Source organism: Pseudomonas sp. TE31087 (assembly GCF_057284075.1).
The window spans coordinates 2632288-2653754 of record NZ_JBXVNN010000001.1 but is presented as its reverse complement, the minus strand read 5'-3'; the positions used below and the strand labels follow the sequence as shown (position 1 = coordinate 2653754).

21 protein-coding genes and 1 pseudogene are annotated in these 21467 nt (G+C 66.2%); 11 read left to right on the top strand and 11 right to left on the bottom strand.

All coding sequences use genetic code 11. The features are described 5' to 3' along the window. Positions 1-5: 5 nt before the first annotated feature. A complete protein-coding gene (locus ACZ899_RS11895) occupies positions 6-1358 on the top strand; it encodes a TolC family outer membrane protein (protein WP_442800042.1) in 1353 nt (450 codons plus the stop codon). 123 nt (positions 1359-1481) lie between these two features. Here the strand turns inward: ACZ899_RS11895 and ACZ899_RS11890 are convergent, their stop codons facing one another. Continuing rightward, entirely contained in the window at positions 1482-2669 is a 1188-nt protein-coding gene (locus tag ACZ899_RS11890) for an MFS transporter (protein WP_234562524.1), read from the bottom strand. A 108-nt stretch (positions 2670-2777) separates the two neighbouring features. Between ACZ899_RS11890 and ACZ899_RS11885 the strand changes: the two genes are divergently transcribed. Continuing rightward, positions 2778-3656: a LysR family transcriptional regulator gene (locus ACZ899_RS11885; RefSeq protein ID WP_203647582.1), complete on the top strand. Its 879-nt coding sequence runs from the start codon at positions 2778-2780 to the stop codon at positions 3654-3656. A 138-nt stretch (positions 3657-3794) separates the two neighbouring features. Here ACZ899_RS11885 and ACZ899_RS11880 read toward each other — a convergent pair whose 3' ends face one another. Further along, the gene (locus ACZ899_RS11880) at positions 3795-4544 is read right to left on the bottom strand and encodes a 3-oxoacyl-ACP reductase family protein (protein ID WP_234562525.1); all 750 of its coding nucleotides are present in this window, start codon (positions 4542-4544) and stop codon (positions 3795-3797) included. A gap of 125 nt (positions 4545-4669) precedes the next feature. On the opposite strand from ACZ899_RS11880, the gene ACZ899_RS11875 reads away from it, so the two are divergent. Then, positions 4670-5602, top strand: a complete 933-nt coding sequence (locus tag ACZ899_RS11875) for a LysR family transcriptional regulator (RefSeq protein ID WP_234562536.1) — start codon at positions 4670-4672, stop codon at positions 5600-5602. Between the two features lie 127 nt (positions 5603-5729). Here ACZ899_RS11875 and ACZ899_RS11870 read toward each other — a convergent pair whose 3' ends face one another. Then, positions 5730-6212 carry a GreA/GreB family elongation factor gene (locus tag ACZ899_RS11870; RefSeq protein WP_234562526.1) on the bottom strand — a complete coding sequence of 161 codons (483 nt, stop codon included), beginning with the start codon at positions 6210-6212 and terminating at the stop codon, positions 5730-5732. A gap of 2 nt (positions 6213-6214) precedes the next feature. Further along, positions 6215-6613 carry a hypothetical protein gene (locus ACZ899_RS11865; protein WP_234562527.1) on the bottom strand — a complete coding sequence of 133 codons (399 nt, stop codon included), beginning with the start codon at positions 6611-6613 and terminating at the stop codon, positions 6215-6217. A 152-nt stretch (positions 6614-6765) separates the two neighbouring features. Here ACZ899_RS11865 and earP point away from each other — a divergent pair, with 152 nt between their 5' ends. Together earP and efp are read left to right on the top strand one after the other, a co-directional pair. Continuing rightward, entirely contained in the window at positions 6766-7881 is a 1116-nt protein-coding gene (earP, locus tag ACZ899_RS11860; RefSeq protein WP_485628015.1) for an elongation factor P maturation arginine rhamnosyltransferase EarP, read from the top strand. A 48-nt stretch (positions 7882-7929) separates the two neighbouring features. Further along, entirely contained in the window at positions 7930-8499 is a 570-nt protein-coding gene (gene efp, locus ACZ899_RS11855; protein ID WP_060483780.1) for an elongation factor P, read from the top strand. A 214-nt stretch (positions 8500-8713) separates the two neighbouring features. Here the strand turns inward: efp and ACZ899_RS11850 are convergent, their stop codons facing one another. The 3 genes from ACZ899_RS11850 to ACZ899_RS11840 form a co-directional block, all read right to left on the bottom strand. Next, positions 8714-9142 (bottom strand): organic hydroperoxide resistance protein, encoded by a 429-nt coding sequence (locus ACZ899_RS11850; RefSeq protein ID WP_234562528.1) that lies wholly within the window; start codon positions 9140-9142, stop codon positions 8714-8716. A 130-nt stretch (positions 9143-9272) separates the two neighbouring features. Continuing rightward, positions 9273-9728, bottom strand: a complete 456-nt coding sequence (locus ACZ899_RS11845; protein ID WP_234562529.1) for a MarR family winged helix-turn-helix transcriptional regulator — start codon at positions 9726-9728, stop codon at positions 9273-9275. 55 nt (positions 9729-9783) lie between these two features. Next, complete coding sequence (locus tag ACZ899_RS11840; protein ID WP_232856398.1) at positions 9784-10740, bottom strand: LysR family transcriptional regulator; 957 nt, start codon at positions 10738-10740, stop codon at positions 9784-9786. Positions 10741-10857: 117 nt separating this feature from the next. Between ACZ899_RS11840 and ACZ899_RS11835 the strand changes: the two genes are divergently transcribed. Next, positions 10858-11607 carry a sulfite exporter TauE/SafE family protein gene (locus tag ACZ899_RS11835; RefSeq protein ID WP_234562530.1) on the top strand — a complete coding sequence of 250 codons (750 nt, stop codon included), beginning with the start codon at positions 10858-10860 and terminating at the stop codon, positions 11605-11607. Positions 11608-11842: 235 nt separating this feature from the next. On the opposite strand, the gene ACZ899_RS11830 is transcribed toward ACZ899_RS11835, so the two are convergent. Next, positions 11843-12694, bottom strand: a complete 852-nt coding sequence (locus ACZ899_RS11830; RefSeq protein WP_028691732.1) for a LysR substrate-binding domain-containing protein — start codon at positions 12692-12694, stop codon at positions 11843-11845. 96 nt (positions 12695-12790) lie between these two features. On the opposite strand from ACZ899_RS11830, the gene ACZ899_RS11825 reads away from it, so the two are divergent. Together ACZ899_RS11825 and ACZ899_RS11820 are read left to right on the top strand one after the other, a co-directional pair. Further along, positions 12791-13009 (top strand): DUF1127 domain-containing protein, encoded by a 219-nt coding sequence (locus tag ACZ899_RS11825; RefSeq protein ID WP_028691731.1) that lies wholly within the window; start codon positions 12791-12793, stop codon positions 13007-13009. Between the two features lie 107 nt (positions 13010-13116). Beyond that, entirely contained in the window at positions 13117-14337 is a 1221-nt protein-coding gene (locus ACZ899_RS11820; protein ID WP_234562531.1) for a winged helix-turn-helix domain-containing protein, read from the top strand. Here ACZ899_RS11820 and ACZ899_RS11815 read toward each other — a convergent pair. Next, positions 14318-15664 (bottom strand): class II 3-deoxy-7-phosphoheptulonate synthase, encoded by a 1347-nt coding sequence (locus ACZ899_RS11815; protein ID WP_028691729.1) that lies wholly within the window; start codon positions 15662-15664, stop codon positions 14318-14320. The two genes, ACZ899_RS11820 and ACZ899_RS11815, sit on opposite strands and share 20 nt — an antisense overlap. Positions 15665-15780: 116 nt before the next feature. Here ACZ899_RS11815 and ACZ899_RS11810 point away from each other — a divergent pair, with 116 nt between their 5' ends. Together ACZ899_RS11810 and ACZ899_RS11805 are read left to right on the top strand one after the other, a co-directional pair. Next, positions 15781-16536, top strand: coding sequence for a spermidine synthase (locus tag ACZ899_RS11810; protein WP_234562532.1), 756 nt, complete (start codon positions 15781-15783; stop codon positions 16534-16536). A gap of 431 nt (positions 16537-16967) precedes the next feature. Then, a pseudogene (locus ACZ899_RS11805) lies at positions 16968-18645 on the top strand (DEAD/DEAH box helicase). Positions 18646-18783: 138 nt separating this feature from the next. Here ACZ899_RS11805 and ACZ899_RS11800 read toward each other — a convergent pair. Beyond that, complete coding sequence (locus ACZ899_RS11800; RefSeq protein ID WP_234562533.1) at positions 18784-19536, bottom strand: DODA-type extradiol aromatic ring-opening family dioxygenase; 753 nt, start codon at positions 19534-19536, stop codon at positions 18784-18786. A 101-nt stretch (positions 19537-19637) separates the two neighbouring features. Between ACZ899_RS11800 and ACZ899_RS11795 the strand changes: the two genes are divergently transcribed. Continuing rightward, the gene (locus tag ACZ899_RS11795; protein WP_485627596.1) at positions 19638-20288 is read left to right on the top strand and encodes a thiopurine S-methyltransferase; all 651 of its coding nucleotides are present in this window, start codon (positions 19638-19640) and stop codon (positions 20286-20288) included. A 134-nt stretch (positions 20289-20422) separates the two neighbouring features. On the opposite strand, the gene htpX is transcribed toward ACZ899_RS11795, so the two are convergent. Further along, on the bottom strand, positions 20423-21310 hold the full coding sequence (gene htpX, locus ACZ899_RS11790) for a protease HtpX (protein WP_038705666.1): 888 nt from the start codon (positions 21308-21310) through the stop codon (positions 20423-20425). Between the last annotated feature and the right edge of the window lie 157 nt (positions 21311-21467).

Below are 21467 nucleotides of genomic sequence, written 5' to 3'. Positions count from 1 at the left end.
GCCCAGTGAAGAAGTTCCCACTGACCGGGCTGCTGCTGGCTTGCGCCTGGCTGCCGACCATCGCCCTGGCCGGCATGGGGCCGTTCCAGGTATACGAGCAGGCCCTGCGCCGCGACCCGACCTACCTCGCGGCGTTCAAGGCCCGCGAGGCCGGCCAGGAATACCGCGCCATCGGCCGCGCCGGCCTGCTGCCGAACATCTCGTACAGCTACAACAAGGGGCGCAACGACTCCGAGGTGCGCTACCTCGGCGATTCGCGCCGGCAGAAGGAGGACCGCAACTACAACAGCATGGGTTCGACCTTCATCCTCCAGCAGCCGCTGTTCGACTACGAGGCGTATTCGAGCTACCGCAAGGGTGTGGCCCAGGCGTTGTTCGCCGACGAAAGCTTCCGTGACCAGAGCCAGCAGTTGCTGGTGCGGGTGATGACCAACTACACCCAGGCGTTGTTCGCCCAGGACCAGATTGCCATCAGCGTGGCCAGCAAGCAGGCCTACCGCCAGCAGTTCCAGCAGAACCAGCGTCTGTTCGACGCCGGTGAAGGCACCCGCACCGACATCCTCGAAGCCCAGGCCCGCTACGAGCTGGCCGACGCCGAGGAGATCAAGGCGCGCAACGAGCAGGATGCCGCGCTGCGCGAGCTGGGCGCGTTGATCGGCGAGCCGGCGGTGCGGGTCGAGGACCTGGCGCCGCTGCGCCTGGGCTTCGCCCTGCCGGTGGTCGACCCCAGCGGCTACGAGGCGTGGCAGGAGCGGGCCCTGGCCAACAACCCACAACTGGCCTCGTCACGCCAGGCGCTGGAAGTGGCGCGTTACGAAGTCGAGCGCAACCGTGCCGGGCACCTGCCCAAGGTCACCGCGTTCGCCACCTCGCGGCGCCAGGAGTCGGACAGCGGTAACACCTACAACCAGCGCTACGACACCAATACCGTGGGTATCGAAGTCAGCGTGCCGATCTTCGCCGGGGGCGGCGTGCTGGCCTCGACCCGCCAGGCCAGCCGGCACCTGGAGCAGGCCGAGTACGAGCTTGATGGCAACACCCGCAGCGCGCTGATCGAGCTGCGCAGGCAGTACAACGCTTGCGAGTCCGGCGCCAGCCGCCTGCGCGCCTACGAGCGGGCGCTGGTGGCGGCCGAGGCGTTGGTAGTGTCCACGCGCAAGAGCGTGCAGGGCGGCGAGCGGGTTAACCTGGACGTGCTCAATGCCGAACAGCAGCTGGCCACCACCCGCCGCGACCTGGCCCAGGCGCGCTACGACTACCTGCTGGCGTGGATCAAACTGCATTACCAGGCCGGGGTGTTGAGCGAGACGCAGCTGGCGCGGGTGGATGAAGCGTTCATCGAGGCCAAATCCGGTTGATGCCCTGACCGCCTACCAGCGTGGGAGCGGGCTCGCCCCGCGATCACCGGCGAAGCCGGTGCCATATATCGAATCGCGGGGCAAGCCCGCTCCCACGCTAGTAGGCGAGTCACTGACAAGCATTCAGGCTGTCACCGCTGCCTTTCCCCGCTTGCGCTCAGCCAACCCCCACACCACCAACGCCAGCGCCCCGATCACCAGCCCGGCCACCACGATCCCGTCCCAGCCATGCACCTCGAAGAGCTGCGTCCCCAGCAACGACCCCAGCGCCCCACCAATGAAGTAACAGGTGATATACCCGGCATTGAGCCGCGTACGCGCCTCTGGCCGCAGCACGATCACCGCGTTCTGGTTGCTCACGTGTACCAGTTGCACCGCCAGGTCGAGCAGCAGCACCCCCACCAGCAACGCCACCAGCGACTGCTGCGCGAAACCCAGCGGCACCCACGACAGCAGCAGCGCCACCAGCCCCACGGTGGTGCCCAGCGGCCCCTTGCCTCGATCAGCCAGGCGCCCGGCCCAGTTGGCTGCCAGCGCACCGACCGCCCCGGCCAGGCCGAACAGGCCGATCACCGCGTCGGAATAGTGATAGGGCGCATTGCTCAGCAGGAACGCCAGCGGCGTCCAGAACAGCGCGAACAGGCTGAACGCCAGCAACCCCAGCAGCGAGCGCAGACGCAGTACCGGCTCCTCGGCGAACAGGCGAAACACCGAGCCGATCAGCGCCGGGTACTTGAGCCCTGCGTGGCTGTGGTGCCGCGGCAGGCTGCGGTAAAGAGCGAGGGCGCTGATTGCCATCAGCACCGCCGCCAGCACGTAGATGCTGCGCCAGCCACCCAGCTCGGCCATGAAGCCGGCGGCGGTGCGCGCCAGCAGGATGCCCAGCAACAGCCCGCTCATCAGCGTGCCCACGGCGCGGCCGCGTTGCTCCGGGGCGCTCAGGGCGGCGGCCATGGGCACCAATACCTGGGCCACCACCGAGAACAGCCCGGTCAGCGCGGTGCCGAACAGCAGCCACGGCAGGCTTGGCGCGCAGGCGCTGATCAGCAGCCCGGCGGTGGCGATCAGCACCATGGTGACGATCAGCCGGCGCTGCTCGAACAGGTCACCCAGCGGCGCCAGCAACAGCAGCCCGGCGCCGTAGCTGAGCTGGGCGGCGATGACAATGGTGCCGGCGCTGGCGGTGCTCAGGCCGAACTGTTGGGCGATGCTGTGCAGCAGCGGTTGCGCGTAGTAGTTGCTGGCCACGGCCAGGCCGGTTGCGGTAGCCATCAGCAGGATCAGGGCGCGGCCGAGAGTCGGGGTGTTCATGGGTTGTCTCGTTGCAGGCAAGGTTGTGTGGCGACAAGTATCAGGAAGTGTCTTGCATGACGCCAATGTATAGTTTTCAACTTATCCATCTTGAAAGCAGATAGATTGATGAACCTCAAGCAGCTCGAATACGCCCTGGCCGTGGCCGACACCGGCAGTTTCACCCGCGCCGCCGAGCGCTGCCATGTGGTGCAGTCGGCCCTCAGCCACCAGGTGGCGCGGCTGGAGGCACAGTTGGGGGTGAGCCTGTTCGAGCGCAGTTCGCGGCGCGTGCGCCTGACTCCGGCCGGCGAGGCCTTCGTGCTCAGCGCCCGGCCGGCGGTGGCGGCGGCGCGGCGGGTGGCCGAGGATGTCGCCGCCGCCTGCGGACAGGTGCGTGGACGCCTGTCGATCGGCGAGATCAGCTCGCTCACAGCGCTCGACCTGGTCGATCTGCTGGCGGTGTTCCATGAGCGTTATCCGGATGTGGACGTGCGCTGGTTGACCGCCAAGAGCGAGTTGCTGATGGCGGACGTCTGCGAACGGCGCCTGGACGTGGGTTTCATCGGCCTGTGGCAGGGCGAGGCGCTGCATGGCGTGCAGCATCGCCTGCTGGCGCGGGAGGAACTGGTGGCGGTGTTGCCGCCCGGTCATCGGCTGGCGGGCAGGGCGCGGCTGGCCCTGGCCGATCTGGCCGACGAGGTGCTGGTGGACTTTCCCGAGGGCACCGGGGCGCGCCGGCAGACCGATGAGGCGTTCCAGGCGGCGGGGTTGCAGCATCGGGTGCAGTTCGAGATTGGCCATATTCGCCTGGTGGAAAAGTTCGTCCAGCGCGCGATGGCGCTGGGGTTGGTGCCCGAGCGTGTCGCCCGGGGTTTTCAGGGGGTGGCCATGGTGCCGCTGGTGGATGCGCCGGTGCGGCATTTGTATGCGGTCTGGTCGCCGAGCCCCACGCCCGCGGCGCGGGCGTTCCTCGACGTCATGGAACAGAGCCTCCCGCCGACCTGATGCTCCCCTGTAGGAGCGGCCTTGCGCCGCGAAAGGGCTGCAAGGCAGCCCCAGGATCTCAGCGTCGACGCATGGATCGCAGGGGTCGCTGCGCGGCCCTTTCGCGGCACAAGGCCGCTCCTACAGGGGAATGGCACCTCAGGCCGCAAACCCACCATCGGCCAGCAGGCTCGCCCCGGTGATGTACCCTGCTTCAGGCCCCGCCAGGTAGGCAACAAAGCTGGCGATTTCATCCGCCTGCCCGTAGCGCCCGATGGCCATCAACGGAATCAGGCTCTCGGCGAACTCGCCGCTGGCCGGGTTCATGTCGGTGTCCACCGGCCCCGGCTGCACATTATTGACGGTGATCCCCTGCGGCCCCAGGTCCCGGGCCAGGCCCTTGGTCAGGCCGACCAGCGCCGACTTGCTCATGGCATAGGGTGCGCCGCCGGCGAACGGCATGCGCTCGGCGTTGGTACTGCCGATGTTGATGATCCGTCCACCTTTGCCCATGTGCTTCACCGCTGCCTGGGTGGCCACGAACACGCTGCGCACGTTGATCGCCAGCAGGCGGTCGAAGTCGGCCAGGTCGAATTCGGTCACTGGCGCCACCGCCAGCACGCCGGCGTTGTTGACCAGGATATCGAGACCGCCGTAGGCCTTGGCGGTGTCGGCCACGGCCTGTTGCACGGCCTGGATGTCGGCGCTGTCGGCGCGCAGGGCCAGGGCCTGGCCGCCGGCGTTGTTGATTTCACCCGCCAGGGCTTCGGCGCTGGCGCTGGAACTGACATAGGTGAAGGCGACCTTGGCGCCGTCGCGGGCCAGGCGGCGGACGATGGCCGCGCCGATACCGCGGGAACCGCCCTGGACCAGGGCCACCTTACCGGTGAGGGGAAGTGCTTGGGACATGCTGATCTCCTGCAGTGAAGCAAGGCCGGATGCCTTGGGATGGACGCAGTATCGGCGCTCGATTACCTGTTGATAAGATGGCAATCGAGTTACTCAGAATAAACCAGGAGTTGATAATGGCCGTGATGGAATCCTTCAGCAGCCTGGAATGCTTCATCCGCAGCGCCGAGGTTGGCAGCTTTGCCGAGGCGGCCAGGCGCCTGTCGCTCACCCCGGCGGCGGTCGGCAAGAACGTCGCCCAGCTGGAGGCGCGGCTCGGTGTGCGGTTGTTCCTGCGCAGCACGCGCAAGTTGACCCTGACCGAGGCCGGTCAGCGCTTTCTGGCCGAAGTGAGCGAGAGCTTTCGCACCATCCAGTACGCGGTGGCCAACCTCGCCAACTGCGAAGGGCATCCCTCGGGCGTGTTGCGGGTCAGCATGGGCACGGTATTCGGGCGCCTGTACGTGTTGCCGCTGCTGGGCGAGTTCCTGGCCCGTTTTCCGGCGGTGACGGCGGACTGGCACTTCGACAATCGCCAGGTCGACCTGATCGGCCAGGGCTTCGACGCCGCCATCGGTGGCGGCTTCGAACTGCCGCCGGGGGTGGTGGCGCGCAAGCTGACCCCGGCACACCGAGTGCTGGTCGCTTCGCCGGGCTACCTGCAACAGCACGGACCACTGAGCCGCCCGGAGCAGTTGCAGGCGTGCGCCGGCATCCTTATCCGCTCGCCGCAGACCGGCCGGGTGCGCAGTTGGCCGCTGACCAGTCGCTGGCAGGAGCAACAGCCGCTGCAACTGCCCCAGCGCCTGACCATGAGCGATTCAGACGCCGCCTGCGCGGTGGCCGAGCAAGGCCTGGGCATCGCCCTGGTCAGCCTGCCGTTCGCCTTGCCCTATCTGACTGCCGGGCGTCTGAGCCGGGTGTTGCCGGACTGGTACGTGGACGATGGACATATCAGCCTGTACTACGCCGAGCGCAAGCTGTTGCCGGGTAAGACCCGGGCCTTCATCGATTTCGTGGTGGAGCAGTTCGCCGAGCAGGGGCTGGCGGGGCGGTTCGATGCGTTGCAGCGCCATTGATGGCCTTTCGCGGGGCAAGCCCGCTCCCACGACGGCACTGCATCGAGCTCAGGAGTCACGGTCTTGCATGATGACTCAGGCTCCTGTGGGCTGCGTGGGAGCGGGCTTGCCCCGCGATGGCGCTCTATCAGGTGATATCGATGATGAACTGCACCTGCGCCACCCCAGCCACCACCAGGCCCACTTCGTCATCCACCCGCTTGCCGAGCAGTTGCTGCCCCAGCGGTGCGCGCGGCGTGATTACCGTCACCAGCCCATCCCCCTCGCCAACCTTCAGCCCGGCCCCTTCCGGTCCGAGGAACAGCCGGCGCCGCTGACCCGCCTCATCCTCCAGTGTCACCAGGCAACCGATCTGGATCCCCCGCGCCGGGTCATAGTCGCGCAGCACCCACTGCTGGTAGGTGTGCAACGCCTGGCGGATCTCGGCCGTGCGCCGCGCCTGCCCGGTGGCCAGGTACGACGCCTCAAGCCCCAGGGTGTCGTACTTGTTCTCGGCGATGTTCTCTTCGGCGGTGGCGGCCTCGTAGGCGGTCTGGGCGGCACGGCGCAGCACCTCCATGTCGAGCTCGAGGGTGGCGATGATGCATTGCAGCAGGCAGGCCTTGTCCATGGTCAGTAGCAGAACTCCAGCACGTTGGCCTGGCTCTTGTCGGTCGGCGCGGTGCGGTTCTGCTGCAGCCAGAACTGGCACTTGGGGCTGTTCAGGTTGCGCGGATTGCCCTGGGCGGCCTCGGCGGCCTGTTGCAGTTCCTGCTTGTGCAGGATCTCCTTGTAGTGCTCGAACATCTGCGCCTGGGCGTCGGCCGGTTGTGCTGGCGCGGCGGCAGGCGCAGGCTGGACCACGGCGGGGACGGCGGCCTCGACCAGTGGCTGCACCTGTGCCGGCCACAGGCGCAGGGCCAGCCACAGGCTCAAGGCGATGGCCACGGCGCCGAGCCACAGACCCAGGGCGACGCACAGCACCAGTTGCACGGGTCTGAGGGTGATCTTCAATTCGCGGGGGCGGGGCATGGCGGCCTCCTGGCAGGCGGTTCGAGGGACCATTCTCGCATGGCGCGACAGGTTTTTTCAGCGCCGCGCTTTTGCTGACGGGTAAATATCCGCAAAATCCGCGGTCTTTTTTCGCAGGTAACGGAACGTGGCGATGAAAACCACCTAGGGACATCTTCTGCACGGTCGTCGACAACTATGGCGACATCGGCGTCACCTGGCGCCTGGCGCGCCAGCTGGCGGCCGAGCACGACCTGGCGGTGCGCCTGTGGGTGGACGACCTGCAGGCTTTCGCGCGCCTGTGTCCGGACGCCGACAGCCAGGCCGGGCAGCAGTGGCGGCAAGGGGTCGAGGTACGCCACTGGCCTGTCACGTGGCAAGGGGCGGAGCCAGCCCAGGTGGTGGTAGGCGCCTTTGCTTGCCAACTGCCGGACGGCTACGTCGAGGCCATGGCCCGTCAGCCCACGCCGCCTTTGTGGCTGAACCTGGACTACCTCAGTGCCGAAGACTGGGTGGAGGGCTGCCATGGCTTGCCCTCGCCCCAGGCCAATGGGCTGCGCAAGTTCTTCTTCTTCCCGGGCTTCACCGAGAACACCGGTGGGTTGCTGCGTGAAGCCACCTTGCTACCGCGTTGCCAGGCGTTCCGGCAGTCGCCCGGCGAGCGGGCGAAGTTCCTGGCAGGATTGGCTGTGCATCCCCAGGAAGGGGCCCGGCTGATCTCGCTGTTCGCCTACGAGAACCCGCAGCTGGGCAACTGGCTCGATGTGCTGGCCGCCGATGTGCATCCCACCCATCTGCTGGTACCGCAGGGGCGCATCCTGGGAGACCTCGGCAGCTGGCTGGGCGTGGCTGACCTGCCCGTGGGCGCGCTGCATCGGCGCGGAGCCTTGACCGTGCAGGTGCTGCCTTTCGTCAGCCAGGAGGACTACGACCGGCTGCTGTGGAGCTGCGATTTCAACGCCGTGCGCGGCGAAGACTCGTTCGTGCGCGCGCAATGGGCTGGCGTGCCGATGCTCTGGCACATCTACATCCAGGAAGAGAACGCCCACTGGGAAAAGCTCGAGGCATTCCTCGCCCTTTATCGCCAAGGCCTGTCGGCCGCCGCCGGGCAGGCGCTGACCGAACTGTGGCGCGCCTGGAACATGGATCGCCCGATGGGCCAGGCCTGGCAGGCGCTGCAGCCGCACTGGGACGAAGTGCGCGAACATGCCCGCCAGTGGCAGGCCGCGCAGGCCGCTCGGCCGGACCTTGCTACGAGGCTGGTACAGTTTTACCGAAATTCGCTATGATACGCGGCCTCGATTTTTATAAATCCATCCAGATTCGGATACTTCGTAATGAAAACTGGTAAAGAACTGAAACCCGGTACCGTACTGCGGATCGACAACGACCCGTGGCTGGTTCAGAAAGCTGAGTTCACCAAGTCGGGCCGTAACAGCGCGATCATGAAGACCAAGCTGAAGAACCTGCTGACCGGCTACAAGACCGAAACCGTATACGGTGCGGACGACAAGCTGGACGACGTGATCCTGGATCGCAAAGAAGCGACCCTGTCGTTCATCAGCGGTGACTCGTACACCTTCATGGACACCACCGACTACACCATGTACGAACTGAACGCCGAAGACATCGACGCCGTTCTGCCGTACATCGAAGAAGGCATGGAAGACATCTGCGAAGCCGTGTTCTTCGAAGGCCGCCTGGTCTCGGTAGAACTGCCGACCACCATCAGCCGTCAGGTCGTCTACACCGAGAACGCCGCACGTGGCGACACCTCGGGCAAGGTCATGAAGCCTGCCAAGCTGAAGAACGGTACCGAGATCTCGGTTGCCGACTTCATCCAGATCGACGAGTGGATCGACATCGACACTCGCGACAACAGCTTCAAGGGCCGTTCCAAGAAGTAATCCTTCTTGCGATAAGCATAAAAAAACCCGGCCTCGGCCGGGTTTTTTTATGGCGGGTTGTCTGGCCCCTGTAGGAGCGGCCTTGCGCCGCGAAAGGGGCGCGAAGCGCCCCCGACCATGGATCAGGCAAACCTAAGAAGCAGCCCTCGTGCATTCCGGGACCGCTCTGCGGTCCTTTCGCGGCACGAGGCCGCTCCTACACATCGATCGTGTATCACACCGTCACATGCAACCGCACATCCACATTGCCGCGGGTGGCGTTGGAGTAAGGGCAGACCTTGTGCGCCTTCTCCACCAGCCCTTCGGCGTCGGCCTGGACCAGGCCCGGCAGGTTGATGTGCAGGTCGATGTCCAGGCCGAAACCGCCCGGGATCTGGCCGATGCCGACCTTGGCGGTGATCGACGCATCCGCCGGCAGGGCCTTTTTCTCCTGGCCGGCGACGAATTTCAGCGCGCCGATGAAGCAGGCCGAGTAGCCGGCGGCGAACATCTGCTCGGGGTTGGTGCCGTCACCGCCCGCGCCACCCAGCTCCTTGGGGGTGCTCAGCTTGACTTCCAGCTTGCCGTCGCTGGAGCGGGATTTGCCATCACGACCACCGGTGGAAGTGGCTTCTGCGATGTACAGCGGAGTGACCTTTTGCATCTTGAGCCTCGCTTGGGTGCTGTGCGCCGTCGGCGCTGAGTGGGTATGGGCTTAACTTAGCGCGCAATTATTTAGCGCGCAAGTTAAATATTCGACCATTCATCCGAACAGCCATCTCACAGCATAGACGTCAGAGGTTTTCTTGCAGTTGCGCACGCAGGGCGAGCAAGTCGGCCTGCAGCTTGCGCAGTTGCTCGGCGCTATGGCCGCTGGCCTGCAGAATGCACTGTGGCACGCGCTGGGCCTCGACCTGCAGGACGCGGCCTTTGTCGGTCAGTTGCACCAGCACCACCCGTTCATCCTCGCGGCTGCGGCTGCGCTTGAGCAGGCCTTCGCTCTCAAGGCGCTTGAGCAGCGGCGTCAGCGAACCGGGGTCGGTGAGCAGGCGCTGGCTGATCTCGCCCACGGTCAGGCCGTCCTGTTCCCACAGGACCAGCATGGCCAGGTACTGCGGGTAGGTCAGGCCCAGCGCCTGCAGCAGGGGCTTGTAGACCTTGGTCATCAGCAACGAGGTCGAGTGCAGGGCGAAGCAGACCTGGTTGTCCAGCAGCAGCGCGTTGCAGGGGGCTTGGGTGTCGGCGTTCATGCAGGTCCTTGGAATCGGTAAGGGTTAAAATCTAGCACGCCAAAGCTTGGTGCGCTCATTGCCAGCGCAGCTCGCTTCTCAGCGCCAGGTCCCAGGGCGGCACCGGGCTGAAACGGCTCTTGAGAAATTCGAGCAGCAAGCGGCTGCGAGAGTTCGTTTCATGTTCCAGGCGCAGGGCATAGATGCCGCTGGTCTCAGGTTGCGGCAGGCCGTTGTCGCAGAACAGCGGGACCAGTTCGCCGCGCAGCAGGTAGTCGCTGATCAGCCAGGTCGGCAGGTGGGCGATGCCCAGGCCGGCCAGGGCGCCGAACAGCAGGGTCTCGGCGTTGTTGGCGGCCATGCGCATGCGCGCCGGACGGTACAGGCGGGTCTGGCCGTCAACCGCGAAACGCCAGGCGAACGGCGGGGCCAGCCCGTCCCAGTCGAGGCCGTCGTGGCCGGGCAGTTCGCTGGGGCAGGCCGGCACCCCGCGGCTGGCCAGGTACGCAGGGCTGGCACAGGCGATGCGCACCATGTAGGCCAGGGGCGTGGCCACCAGGCGGGTATCGGCCAGGGGGCCGGCGCGCAGCACCAGGTCCACTTCGCCCAGGTGGCTGCCGTGCAGGTCGACGAAGCTGTCGATCAGGCGCAGCTGCACGTCAAGACCGGGGTAGGCCACCAGGAAGTCAGCGATGGCCGGGGCCAGGTGACGACGGCCGAAGGCGGCCGGTGCGTCGATGCGGATCAAGCCTTCCGGGGCGTTGCTCAACGACACCGCCTCGGCGCGCGCCAGGCGCAGCTCTTCGATGATGCGCCGGGCCCGTTCGGCGAAGGCGTTGCCGGCCGGTGTCGGGCGCACGGCGTGGGTACTGCGCGAAAACAGGCGGCTGCCCACCGCGCTTTCCAGGTTGTCGATGCGCCGCGCCACGGCGGAGGGCGTCAACGGGTGGCGCCGGGCGGCGGCGGAGAAACTGCCGGTTTCCAGCACGTCGAGGAACAGGCTGAGTTGTTCGGTAAGGATGTCGGGGCTCATGGCGGCTCGGTGCTTGTGCGAAATACGCAAAGCCATTGTGCGCTGCTGTGCGTTTCCCCGCCAGCCGTGACTGACTAGCATGCCCTCATTCTCTGAAAGCAGGCGGAAGAGGCGCTGATGATCGAGTGGGTGATGTATATCGTGCTGGGTGCCGCGCTCGGCACCCTGGGTGGGCTGTTCGGCATCGGCGGCGGGTTGATCGCCATTCCGGTGCTGGGCGTGCTGTTCGGCCTTGACCAACAGCTGGCCCAGGGCACCGCCCTGGTGATGGTGGTGCCCAACGTGTTGCTGGCGCTGTGGCGCTATCACCAGCGTAACCGCATCGAGCTGCGCCACGCGGTGCCGTTGTCGCTGTGCAGCTTTGTGTTCGCCTGGCTGGGGTCGATCTGGGCGGTGGGCATCGATGCCCAGTCGATGCGCCTGTACTTCGTCGGTTTCCTGGTGGCGCTGGCGATCTGGAACGTGGCGCGGATGTTTCTGCCGGTCAGGCCGCCGAGCAACCAACTGCGTTATCCGTGGCCCTGGCTGGGCGTGCTGGGCAGCTTCGCCGGGACCATGGGCGGGCTGTTCGGCGTGGGCGGGGCGGTGGTGGCCACACCGATCTTGACCTCGGTGTTCGGCACCACCCAAGTGGTGGCCCAGGGGTTATCGCTGGCGTTGGCGGCGCCTAGCACCATGGTGACCTTGCTGACCTATGGGCTGCACCAGAGTGTCGACTGGAGCATCGGGGTTCCGCTGGCTGTGGGTGGCTTGCTGAGCATCAGCTGGGGGGTGAAGCTGGCCCATGCGTTGCCGGAGAGGGTGTTACGCACGCTGTTCTGCGGGTTTTTGGTGGTGTGTGCGGTGATGCTTGGGTTCGAGCTCTAGATAGCCGGGGCCGCGTTGCGGCCCATCGCGGGACAAGCCCGCTCTCATGGAACAAAACATAATTCTTTGATTTGACTGGGGCAGCGTGGGAGCGGGCTTGCCCCGCGATGCGGCGTTTGGCACCGGCTTCGCCGGTGATCGCGGGGCAAGCCCGCTCCCACGCTGGAACCTTGTTCCCTGCGCGACAGCGCAGCCCGGAAGGCTGTGTGATCTCCTACACGGGGTGGGGGGATGCTTATTTGAACCCTTCGACGATGTACTCGGCCATGCAGTCGGTGATCGGCGAATGCTGCTGGTCGTTGCGCAGCAGCATCACATTGGCCATGTGCAACTGCGGCAGGCCGTCGTCCGCGCCGAGGATGCGCAGGTCGCCGCCGATCAGGCTCTGTAGCTGCGCGGTCACCGCCAGGCCGGCATGCACGATGGCGAAGATCGCCGCCAGGCTCGGGCTGGTGTAGGCGATGCGGTATTCGATGCCCTGGCGCTCCAGGGCGTTGCAGGTCCAGGCGCGGCAGAAACAGTCGGTGTTGAACAGTGCCAGCGGCATCGGCCGCTGCTCGTGGGGGCAGAAGCCCTTGGCCGCGGCCCACACCAGGCGCTCCTGGCGCAGCAGCTGGCCGACCTCGTTGCCCGGCTCGCGGGTGACGATGGTCAGGTCCAGGTCCTGGCGCAGCATCAGCTGCTTGGACGAGTCGCAGTGCACCTCGACATGGATCAACGGGTACGCCTGGGCGAAGCGGGTGAGGATGCCCGGCAGGTAGCGCATGGCGTAGTCGTCCGGGGTACCGATGCGCACCACGCCAACCATGTGCGGCATGCGCAGGGTGTTGAACACCTCGCCGTGCAGCTTGAGGATGCGCCGGGCATAGCCCAGCAGGACCTGGCCCTCGGCGGTGAGGCGCACCTGGCGGCCGTCGCGCTCGAACAGCTGGCGCTGCAGGATGTCCTCTTCCAGGCGCTTCATCTGCATGCTCACCGCCGACTGGGTGCGGTTGACCACCTCGCCGGCGCGGGTGAAGCCGCCTTGCTCGGCGATGGCGACGAAGGTGCGCAGCACGTCCGCGTCGAGACTCTGATACTGGGACATGGCATCAATCTCCGAGATGCATGACATCAGAAACATTCGTTGGATTGATCTTAGGCCTGGGCAGAGACTGGAGCCATCCACAAGGAGGGCGTCAAGATGAAAGGTCATTTCAACGTTGCTCACCAGCCTGGGTCTACCCTCGGCCACCTGTTGCACGATGCCGGCGGGCGGCTGCTGCGCTGGTACGAGCTGCACCGCCAGCGCGACGAACTGGCGCGCCTGAGCGATGCCACGCTGCACGACCTGGGGTTGTCGCGGGCCGATATCCAGCAGGAGGCCGACCGGCATTTCTGGGAGGACCCGTTGCGTAAATGAAGAGAGCTTGCAATCGCGGGACAAGACCGCTTCCACAATCGTGCGTGGGAGCGGGCTTGCCCCGCGATTGCGTCTTTACTGTCTGAACATCAGACGGAGCCCACTTCATGCCCCTCAGCTTGTCCATTTCCCAGGCCCGCCGCCTGGCCCTGTCCGCCCAGGGCTTCGGCAAGTCCCCCGGCAGCCCGCCGACCCTCGCCAGCCTCACCCGCATGTTCCAGCGCCTGGGCGTGGTACAGATCGACTCGGTCAATGCCCTGGTGCGTTCCCACTACCTGCCGCTGTTTTCGCGCCTGGGCGACTACCCGCACGACCTGCTGGACCAGCTCGCCTGGGGCCAGCGCCGCCAGCGCAGATTGTTCGAATACTGGGGCCACGAAGCATCGCTGCTGCCGCTGGCGCTGTACCCGCTGATGCGCTGGCGCATGGCCCACGCCGCCGACGGCAAGGGCATCTACCGGCAACTGGCCGCGTTCGGCCGCGAGCGGCGCGAGGTGATCGAACGGGTGCTGGCGGCGGTGCGCGACCAGGGCGCGCTGGGCGCGGGCAGCCTGTCCACCCGCGAGGAGCGCGCCGGCCCCTGGTGGGACTGGAGCGAAGAGAAGCACGCGTTGGAATGGCTGTTCGCCGCCGGCGAGGTCACCGTGGCCGGGCGTCGCGGTTTCGAGCGCCTGTACGACCTGCCCGAGCGGGTGCTGCCGGCGGCCATCCTCGATCAGGCCCGGCCCAGCGAGGCCGAAGCGCACCAGGGCTTGCTGCTGCATGCCGCCGGCGCCCTGGGCGTGGCCACCGAACAGGACCTGCGCGACTACTTTCGCCTCTCGCCGCAGCAGAGCAAGGCCGCCCTGGCCGTATTGGTCGAGGCCGGGCACCTGCAGGCCTGCACCGTGCAGGGCTGGAAACAACCGGCCTATGTCGCGGGGGGGCCACGGATTCCCAGGCGCATCGAAGCCAGCGCCTTGCTCTCGCCGTTCGATTCGCTGGTCTGGGCGCGCGAGCGTACCGAGCGCCTGTTCGATTTCCGCTACCGCCTGGAGATCTACACGCCGGCGCATAAGCGGGTGTACGGCTACTACGTGCTGCCATTCCTGCACGACGGGCGCATCGCCGCCCGCCTGGACCTGCGTGCTGAGCGCGCCCACGGGCGCCTGGCGGTGCATGCGGTGCACGAAGAGGCGTTGGGGCTGGACGAGGCGGGCTACCAGGCGCTGGCGCTCAGCCTGCGGCAGCTGGCCAACTGGCTGGGCCTGGCGCAGGTGCAGCTCAACTGCCCCCGCGCCGAGGGCAGCCGGCTGCGTCAGGCATTGCTCAGCGGCGTACCTGCTTGAGGGTTTCGGCGATCAGGAACGCCAGCTCCAGCGACTGATCGGCGTTCATCCGCGGGTCGCAGTGGGTGTGGTAGCGGTCTGACAGGGCATCTTCGGTGATCGGCCGGGCGCCGCCGATGCACTCGGTGACGTTCTGCCCGGTCATCTCGATATGAATGCCGCCAGCGTGGCTGCCCTCGGCCTGGTGCACCTGGAAGAACTGCTTGACCTCATCGAGGATCTGCGCGAAATCGCGGGTCTTGTAGCCGCTGCTGGCCTTGATGGTGTTGCCGTGCATCGGGTCGGAGCTCCACAGCACCTGGCGCCCCTCGCGCTGCACGGTGCGGATCAGCCCCGGCAGGTGGTCGCCGACCTTGCCGGCGCCCATGCGCACGATCAGGTTCAGGCGGCCCGGGTCGTTGTCCGGGTTGAGCACATCGATCAGGCGGATCAGCTCCTCGGGGTTCATGCTCGGGCCGACCTTGACCCCGATCGGGTTGTGCACGCCGCGCAGGAACTCGACATGGGCGCCGTCGAGCTGGCGGGTGCGGTCGCCGATCCACAGCATGTGCGCCGAGCAGTCGTAGTAGTCGCCGGTCAGGCTGTCACTGCGCACGAAGGCTTCCTCGTAGTTGAGCAGCAACGCTTCGTGGGCGGTGAAGAAGCTGGTCTCGCGCAGTTGCGGCGCGGTGTCCAGGCCGCAGGCGCGCATGAAGGCCAGGGTCTCGTCGATGCGGTTGGCCAACTGGTGGTACTTGTCGGCCAGCGCCGAGTTGGCGATGAAGTCCAGGTTCCACTTGTGCACCTGGTGCAGGTCGGCGAAGCCGCCCTGGGCGAAGGCGCGCAGCAGGTTGAGGCTGGCGGTGGCCTGGTGGTAGGCCTGCAGCAGGCGCTCGGGGTCGGGAACGCGGCTCTTTTCGTCGAAGCCGATGCCGTTGACGATGTCGCCACGGTAGGCGGGCAGGGTGATGTCGCCGATGGTCTCGTCATTGGCCGAGCGCGGCTTGGCGAACTGGCCGGCCATGCGCCCGACCTTGACCACCGGGCAGCCGGCGGCGAAGGTCATGACAATGGCCATCTGCAGCAGCACCTTGAAGGTGTCGCGGATCTTCGCCGCGGAGAATTCGGCGAAGCTCTCGGCGCAGTCGCCGCCCTGCAGCAGGAACGCCCGGCCCTGGGTCACTTCGGCGAACTGCCGGCGCAGCTCGCGGGCTTCGCCGGCGAACACCAGTGGCGGGTAGCTGGCCAGGGTCTGCTCCACCTTCAGCAGGTGCGCGGCGTCGGGGTAGATCGGTTGCTGCTGGATCGGCAGGGCGCGCCAGCTGTCAGGGGTCCATTGTCGGGTCATCGCAAGCTCTATCCATAAGTGTCGTTAAGGCCTGCCAGCCATGGTACGCCCCGGTGTGCTTGTTGCACCACCGGCATTGGCGGACAATGCACGTTTTGCGCGGGCAGGTGGTAAGGATGGCGACGGAGCGGGAAGAGCGGCTGCTGGCACGGGTCGAGGACGCCTTTGGCGTCATCAGCGTGTACGAGGTGGATGACTATCGCTTCCTCGAGTTCGGCGACGCCATCGAGCAGAGCTGCACCTTCACCGCCGACCCGAGCTGGCTGGAGTACGACTACACCCGCGCCATGCTGGTCGGCGCGCTGTGCCACGGGCAGCCGGAGAGCGCGCTGTTCCTCGGCCTTGGCGCCGGCACCCTGACCCAGGCGTGCCTGAAGTTCCTGCCGCTGGAGGATGTCGAGGCCATCGAGCTGCGCCCCGACGTGCCGCGCCTGGCCATGGAGTACATGGGCCTGGACGACGACCCGCGGCTGTATGTGCGGGTGGGCGACGCCCTCGAGCTTTTGCCCAGCGCGGAGAAGGCCGACCTGCTGTTCGTCGACCTTTATACCGACTATGGTCCCGGTGTCGGCCACCTGGCCTGGGGCTTCCTGGAGAACTGCCAGAAGCAGCTGAACCCCGATGGCTGGCTGGTGATCAACCAGTGGGCCGGGGACGACGGCAAGCCGCTGGGCGCAGCCTTGTTGCGTGGTTTGTACCACCGCCATTACTGGGAGCTGCCGGTGAAGGAGGGCAACGTGATCGTGCTGGTGCCGGCGGACCTGGAGCAGACGCTGGATATCGATGCCGTGCGGGCGCGGGCCGAAGCGTTGGCGCCGCGTCTGGGCTATTCGCTGGAATACCTGATCAAGGAAATCCGCCCGGCGACCTGATCCGAGTGTGCGCCCCCTGTAGGAGCGGCCTTGTGCCGCGAAAGGGCCGCACAGCGGCCCCGGCGATCTTGAGGTAGGCACACATCCTGGGGCCGCATTGCGGCCCATTCGCGGCACAAGGCCGCTCCTACAGGGAAACGATTCAGCCTGGATCCAATATGGCCCTTGATCTTCGAAATATTTCTCACAATTCACGGCTATTTCGGGTATAGTACGCGCCGGTCTTTTAGCGGACCTCAAAATCAGGTGGTGCAAATCCTCCGAATCCAGCTTCGGCTGCGCGTCCGCTAGGCGGACCTTCCCAAGACGTTCCTATTTCAATCGTTTTCGCAAATCCCCGCCGCCAAAGCTGCCTGGGTGACCGACTGGTCTTTCAAGGCATGTGCAGCTTTGGAGCATGGGTCTTTGCGGATGCACCTAGAGGCAGACCCATGACCCAGGAAACCGGCGGATTCGCCGCTCTCGAACTCAATCCGAACATCGTTGCTGCCGTCCTGGCCACCGGCTATGAAGAGCCGTCGGCCATCCAGCAACAGTCGATCCCGATCATCCTCGCCGGTCACGACATGATCGGCCAGGCGCAGACTGGCACCGGCAAGACCGCTGCCTTCGCCCTGCCGATCCTCAACAAGATCGACGTGAGCAAGCGCGAACCGCAAGCCCTGATCCTGGCGCCAACCCGTGAGTTGGCGCTGCAAGTAGCCACCGCTTTCGAAACCTACGCCAAGCAGATGCCGGGCGTTAACGTGGTGGCCGTGTACGGTGGTGCCCCAATGGGCCCACAACTGCGTGCCATTCGCAATGGCGCACAGATCGTCGTCGCCACCCCGGGCCGCCTGTGCGACCACCTGCGCCGCGACGAGAAAGTCCTGTCCACCGTCCAGTACCTGGTACTCGACGAAGCCGACGAGATGCTCAAGCTGGGCTTCATGGATGACCTCGAAGTGATCTTCGACGCCATCCCTGCCACCCGCCAGACCGTGCTGTTCTCCGCCACCCTGCCGGCCTCGATCCGTGCCATCGCCGAGCGCCACCTGCGCGAGCCGAAGCACGTCAAGATCCAGAGCAAGACCCAGACCGTGACCGCGATCGAGCAGGCCCACCTGATGGTCCACGCCGACCAGAAGATCCCGGCCGTGCTGCGCCTGCTGGAAGTGGAAGAGTTCGACGCGCTGATCGCCTTCGTGCGCACCAAGCAAGCCACCCTGGACCTGGCCGCCGCCCCTGGAAGCCAAAGGCTACAAGGCTGCCGCGCTGAACGGCGACATTGCCCAGAACCAGCGTGAGCGCGTGATCGACTCGCTCAAGGACGGCCGCCTGGACATCGTCGTCGCCACCGACGTCGCTGCCCGTGGTCTGGACGTACCGCGCATCACCCACGTGTTCAACGTCGACATGCCGTACGATCCGGAGTCCTACGTGCACCGTATCGGCCGTACCGGCCGTGCCGGTCGCGATGGCCGCGCGCTGCTGCTGGTCACCCCGCGTGAGCGTCGCATGCTGCAGGTGATCGAGCGTGTCACCGGTCAGAAAGTCGCCGAAGCCCGCCTGCCTAACCCGCAAGCCGTGCTGGATGCGCGCATCAAGAAGCTGACCAAGAGCCTGGCGCCGCTGGTGGCCGAGTCCGAAGCCAGCCACGGCGAGCTGTTCGACCGCCTGACCGCCGACCTGGGTTGCAGTGCCCGTGCCCTGGCCTCGGCCCTGCTGCGCAAGGCCACCAACGGTCAGGCGCTGGACCTGGCTTCGGTGGAGCGCGAGCAGCCGCTGGTACCGACCTACAGCCCGCGTGAGCGCACTGAGCGTACCGAGCGTGGCGAGCGTCCGGACCGTGGTGACCGCGAGCGCCGCGCGCCGATGCCGCTGGCCGAAGGCCGCGTGCGTTGCCGTACCGCCCTGGGTGCCCGTGACGGCATCGCCGCCAAGAACCTGCTGGGCGCGATCCTCAACGAGGGTGGCCTGGCGCGTGACGCCATCGGTCGTATCCAGGTGCGTGACAGCTTCAGCCTGGTCGAGCTGCCGGAAGACGGTCTCGAGCGCCTGCTGACCAAGCTCAAGGACACCCGCGTGGCCGGCAAGCAGCTGAAGCTGCGCCGTTACCGCGAAGACTGATCCTGGCGCTGCAATAAAAAATCCCCGGCCTTTTGGTCGGGGATTTTTTTTGCCTGTCCCGGCCTCTTCGCGGGTAAACCCGCTCCCACAGGTATCGCGCTGTACCTGTGGGAGCGGGTTTACCCGCGAAGAGGCCCGTCAGTCGAACCGATAGGTATCCATCCCCAGCGCCCCCAGCGTAAACCCCTGGTGCACGACCCCACACCGCCCACCAGCCCCCATGGCAAAGAACAACGGCAACAGATGCTCATCACTGGGATGGTTACGCAGCGCAAACGGCGCCTGCCGCCGATAATCCACCAGCGCCGCCTCATCCCCAGCGTTCAACCGCTCCACCACCCAGTCACGAAACGCCAGCGCCCAGGGCTCGACCGCATCCGGCCCGGCATGCCAGTCCAGCTCGCCCAGGTTGTGGGTGATGCTGCCCGAGCCGATCAGCAGGATGCCTTCCTCGCGCAGTGTCGACAGCGCCCGGCCAACCTTCAGTTGCAGATCAGGGCCGGCCTGGCTGGGCAGCGACACCTGAACCACCGGAATATCCGCCTCGGGATACATCAGTGAAAGCGGCACCCAGGCACCATGGTCGAAGGGTCGCTGCGAGTCCAGCTGCGCGCCCAGGCGCTCGGCGATCCGCTGGGCCAGTTCCGGCGCGCCGGGCGCGGGGTATTGCACGGCATACAGCGCCGGCGGAAAACCATGGAAGTCATGCCAGGTCTGCGGCTGAGCGTTGCCCATCACCAGCAGCTCGCGGCTTTCCCAGTGCGCCGACACCACCACGATCGCCTTCGGCCGGGGCAGGGCACGGGCCAGCGCGGCCAGGGCCGGGCCACTGGCACCGGGTTGCAGGGCGAGCATGGGCGATCCGTGGGAGATGAACAGGCTGGGCAGCATGGCGGGGTCCTGGCAGGTAAGATGCTGCCATCTTCGATCAGCCTTCGATCGAGATCCAATATAAGTTTTCACAGGCTTTTATCGAAAAACCGGGAGGAATCATGGAGCCAGCGTTCTGGCACAAGCGGTGGGCGGACAACCAGATCGGCTTTCACCAATCCCAGGTGAACCCGTACCTGCAGGCGCACTGGCCGACCTTGGGGCTGGCCCCGGGCGCTCGGGTGTTGGTGCCGCTGTGTGGCAAGAGCCTGGACCTGCTCTGGCTGGCCGCCCAGGGTTATCGGGTGCTGGGGGTGGAGCTGTCGCGCAGGGCGGTGGCGGACTTCTTCACCGAACATGGCCTGGTGGCGCAGATTGCCCGGCACGGTGCCTTCGAGGTGTGGCGCAGCGACGAGGTGGAGCTGTGGTGCGGGGATGTGTTCGCCCTGTGCGCCGAGGATCTGGCGGACTGCGCGGGGGTATATGACCGGGCGGCGCTGATCGCCTTGCCGGTGGCGATGCGCGAGCGCTACATGGCGTTGCTGGGTGAGCAGTTGCCGGCGGCCTGTCGCGGGCTGTTGGTGACCCTGGATTACGACCAGGGATTGATCGACGGGCCGCCGTTTTCGGTGCCGGACGCCGAAGTGCGGGCAGGGTTTGCCGGGTGGTGGGTCGAGGAGGTCGAGGCGCGGGAGATTTCGGACGAGAGCCCGAAGTTTCTGAAGGCCGGTGTTGAAAGCCTGGTTGAGCGAGTCTACAGCGTTCGGCGTTGAAGCCATCGCGGGGCAAGCCCGCTCCCACGCCTGCACCAAGCGGGCTGGCGTGGGAGCGGGCTTGCCCCGCGATGTGGTCGGTCCTGGCAATGAAAAAGGGCGACCGAAGTCGCCCTCTCGTGTTGCTGCCTGGATCAACCGCGACGGCGCAGCGCGTCGATGCGGTCTTCCAGCGGCGGGTGGCTCATCAGCAGGCCGGCCAGGCCATGCTTGAGGCCGCCATTGATGCCGAAGGCCTTCATGGTGTCGGGCATGTGCACCGGCAGGCCTTGTTCGGAGCGCAGGCGCTGCAGTGCGCCGATCATCGCGCCGGTACCGGCCAGGTGGGCGCCGGCTTCGTCGGCGCGGAATTCGCGGCGACGCGAGTACCACATGACGATGATGCTGGCGAGGATGCCCAGGACCAGCTCGGCGACGATGGTCGCGATGAAGTAGGCAATGCCGTGGCCTTCTTCGTTCTTGAAGATCACCCGGTCGACGAAATTGCCGATGATGCGGGCGAAGAACATCACGAAGGTGTTCACCACGCCCTGCACCAGCGCCATGGTGACCATGTCGCCGTTGGCCACGTGGCCGATCTCGTGGGCCAGAACCGCACGCACCTCATCGGGCGAGAAGCGCTCCAGCAGGCCCTGGGAGACGGCGACCAGCGCGTCGTTGCGGTTCCAGCCGGTGGCGAAGGCGTTGGCCTCGTAGGCCGGGAAGATACCCACCTCGGGCATCTTGATGCCGGCCTCGCGGGACAGTTCCTCGACGGTCTGCAACAGCCACTGTTCGTGACGGGTGCGGGGCTGGGTGATGATCTGGGTGCCGGTGGTCATCTTCGCCATCCACTTGGAGATGAACAGGGAGACGAGCGAGCCAGCGAAACCGAACACGGCGCAGAAGACCAGCAGCTGGCCGAGGTTGAGGTCAACCCCGTTGGCCGCCATGAACCCATTGAAGCCGAACAGGCTCAGGGTAATGCTTGCAACCAGCACCACCGCGAGGTTGGTGGCTACAAACAACAGAATGCGCATCATGGTTGTTACGTTCTCCTGACGGATAAGTTCGTTGCGTACTGCGGGGTATATAAGGGGGAGGGCGCGGCTATTCAACCGGGCGACTATTTCAAACTGTGTACGCGAGGAGTATGGCAGAGGATGCCGTGAGGGCTGTGGGGGAGAGCGTTGCAGGATG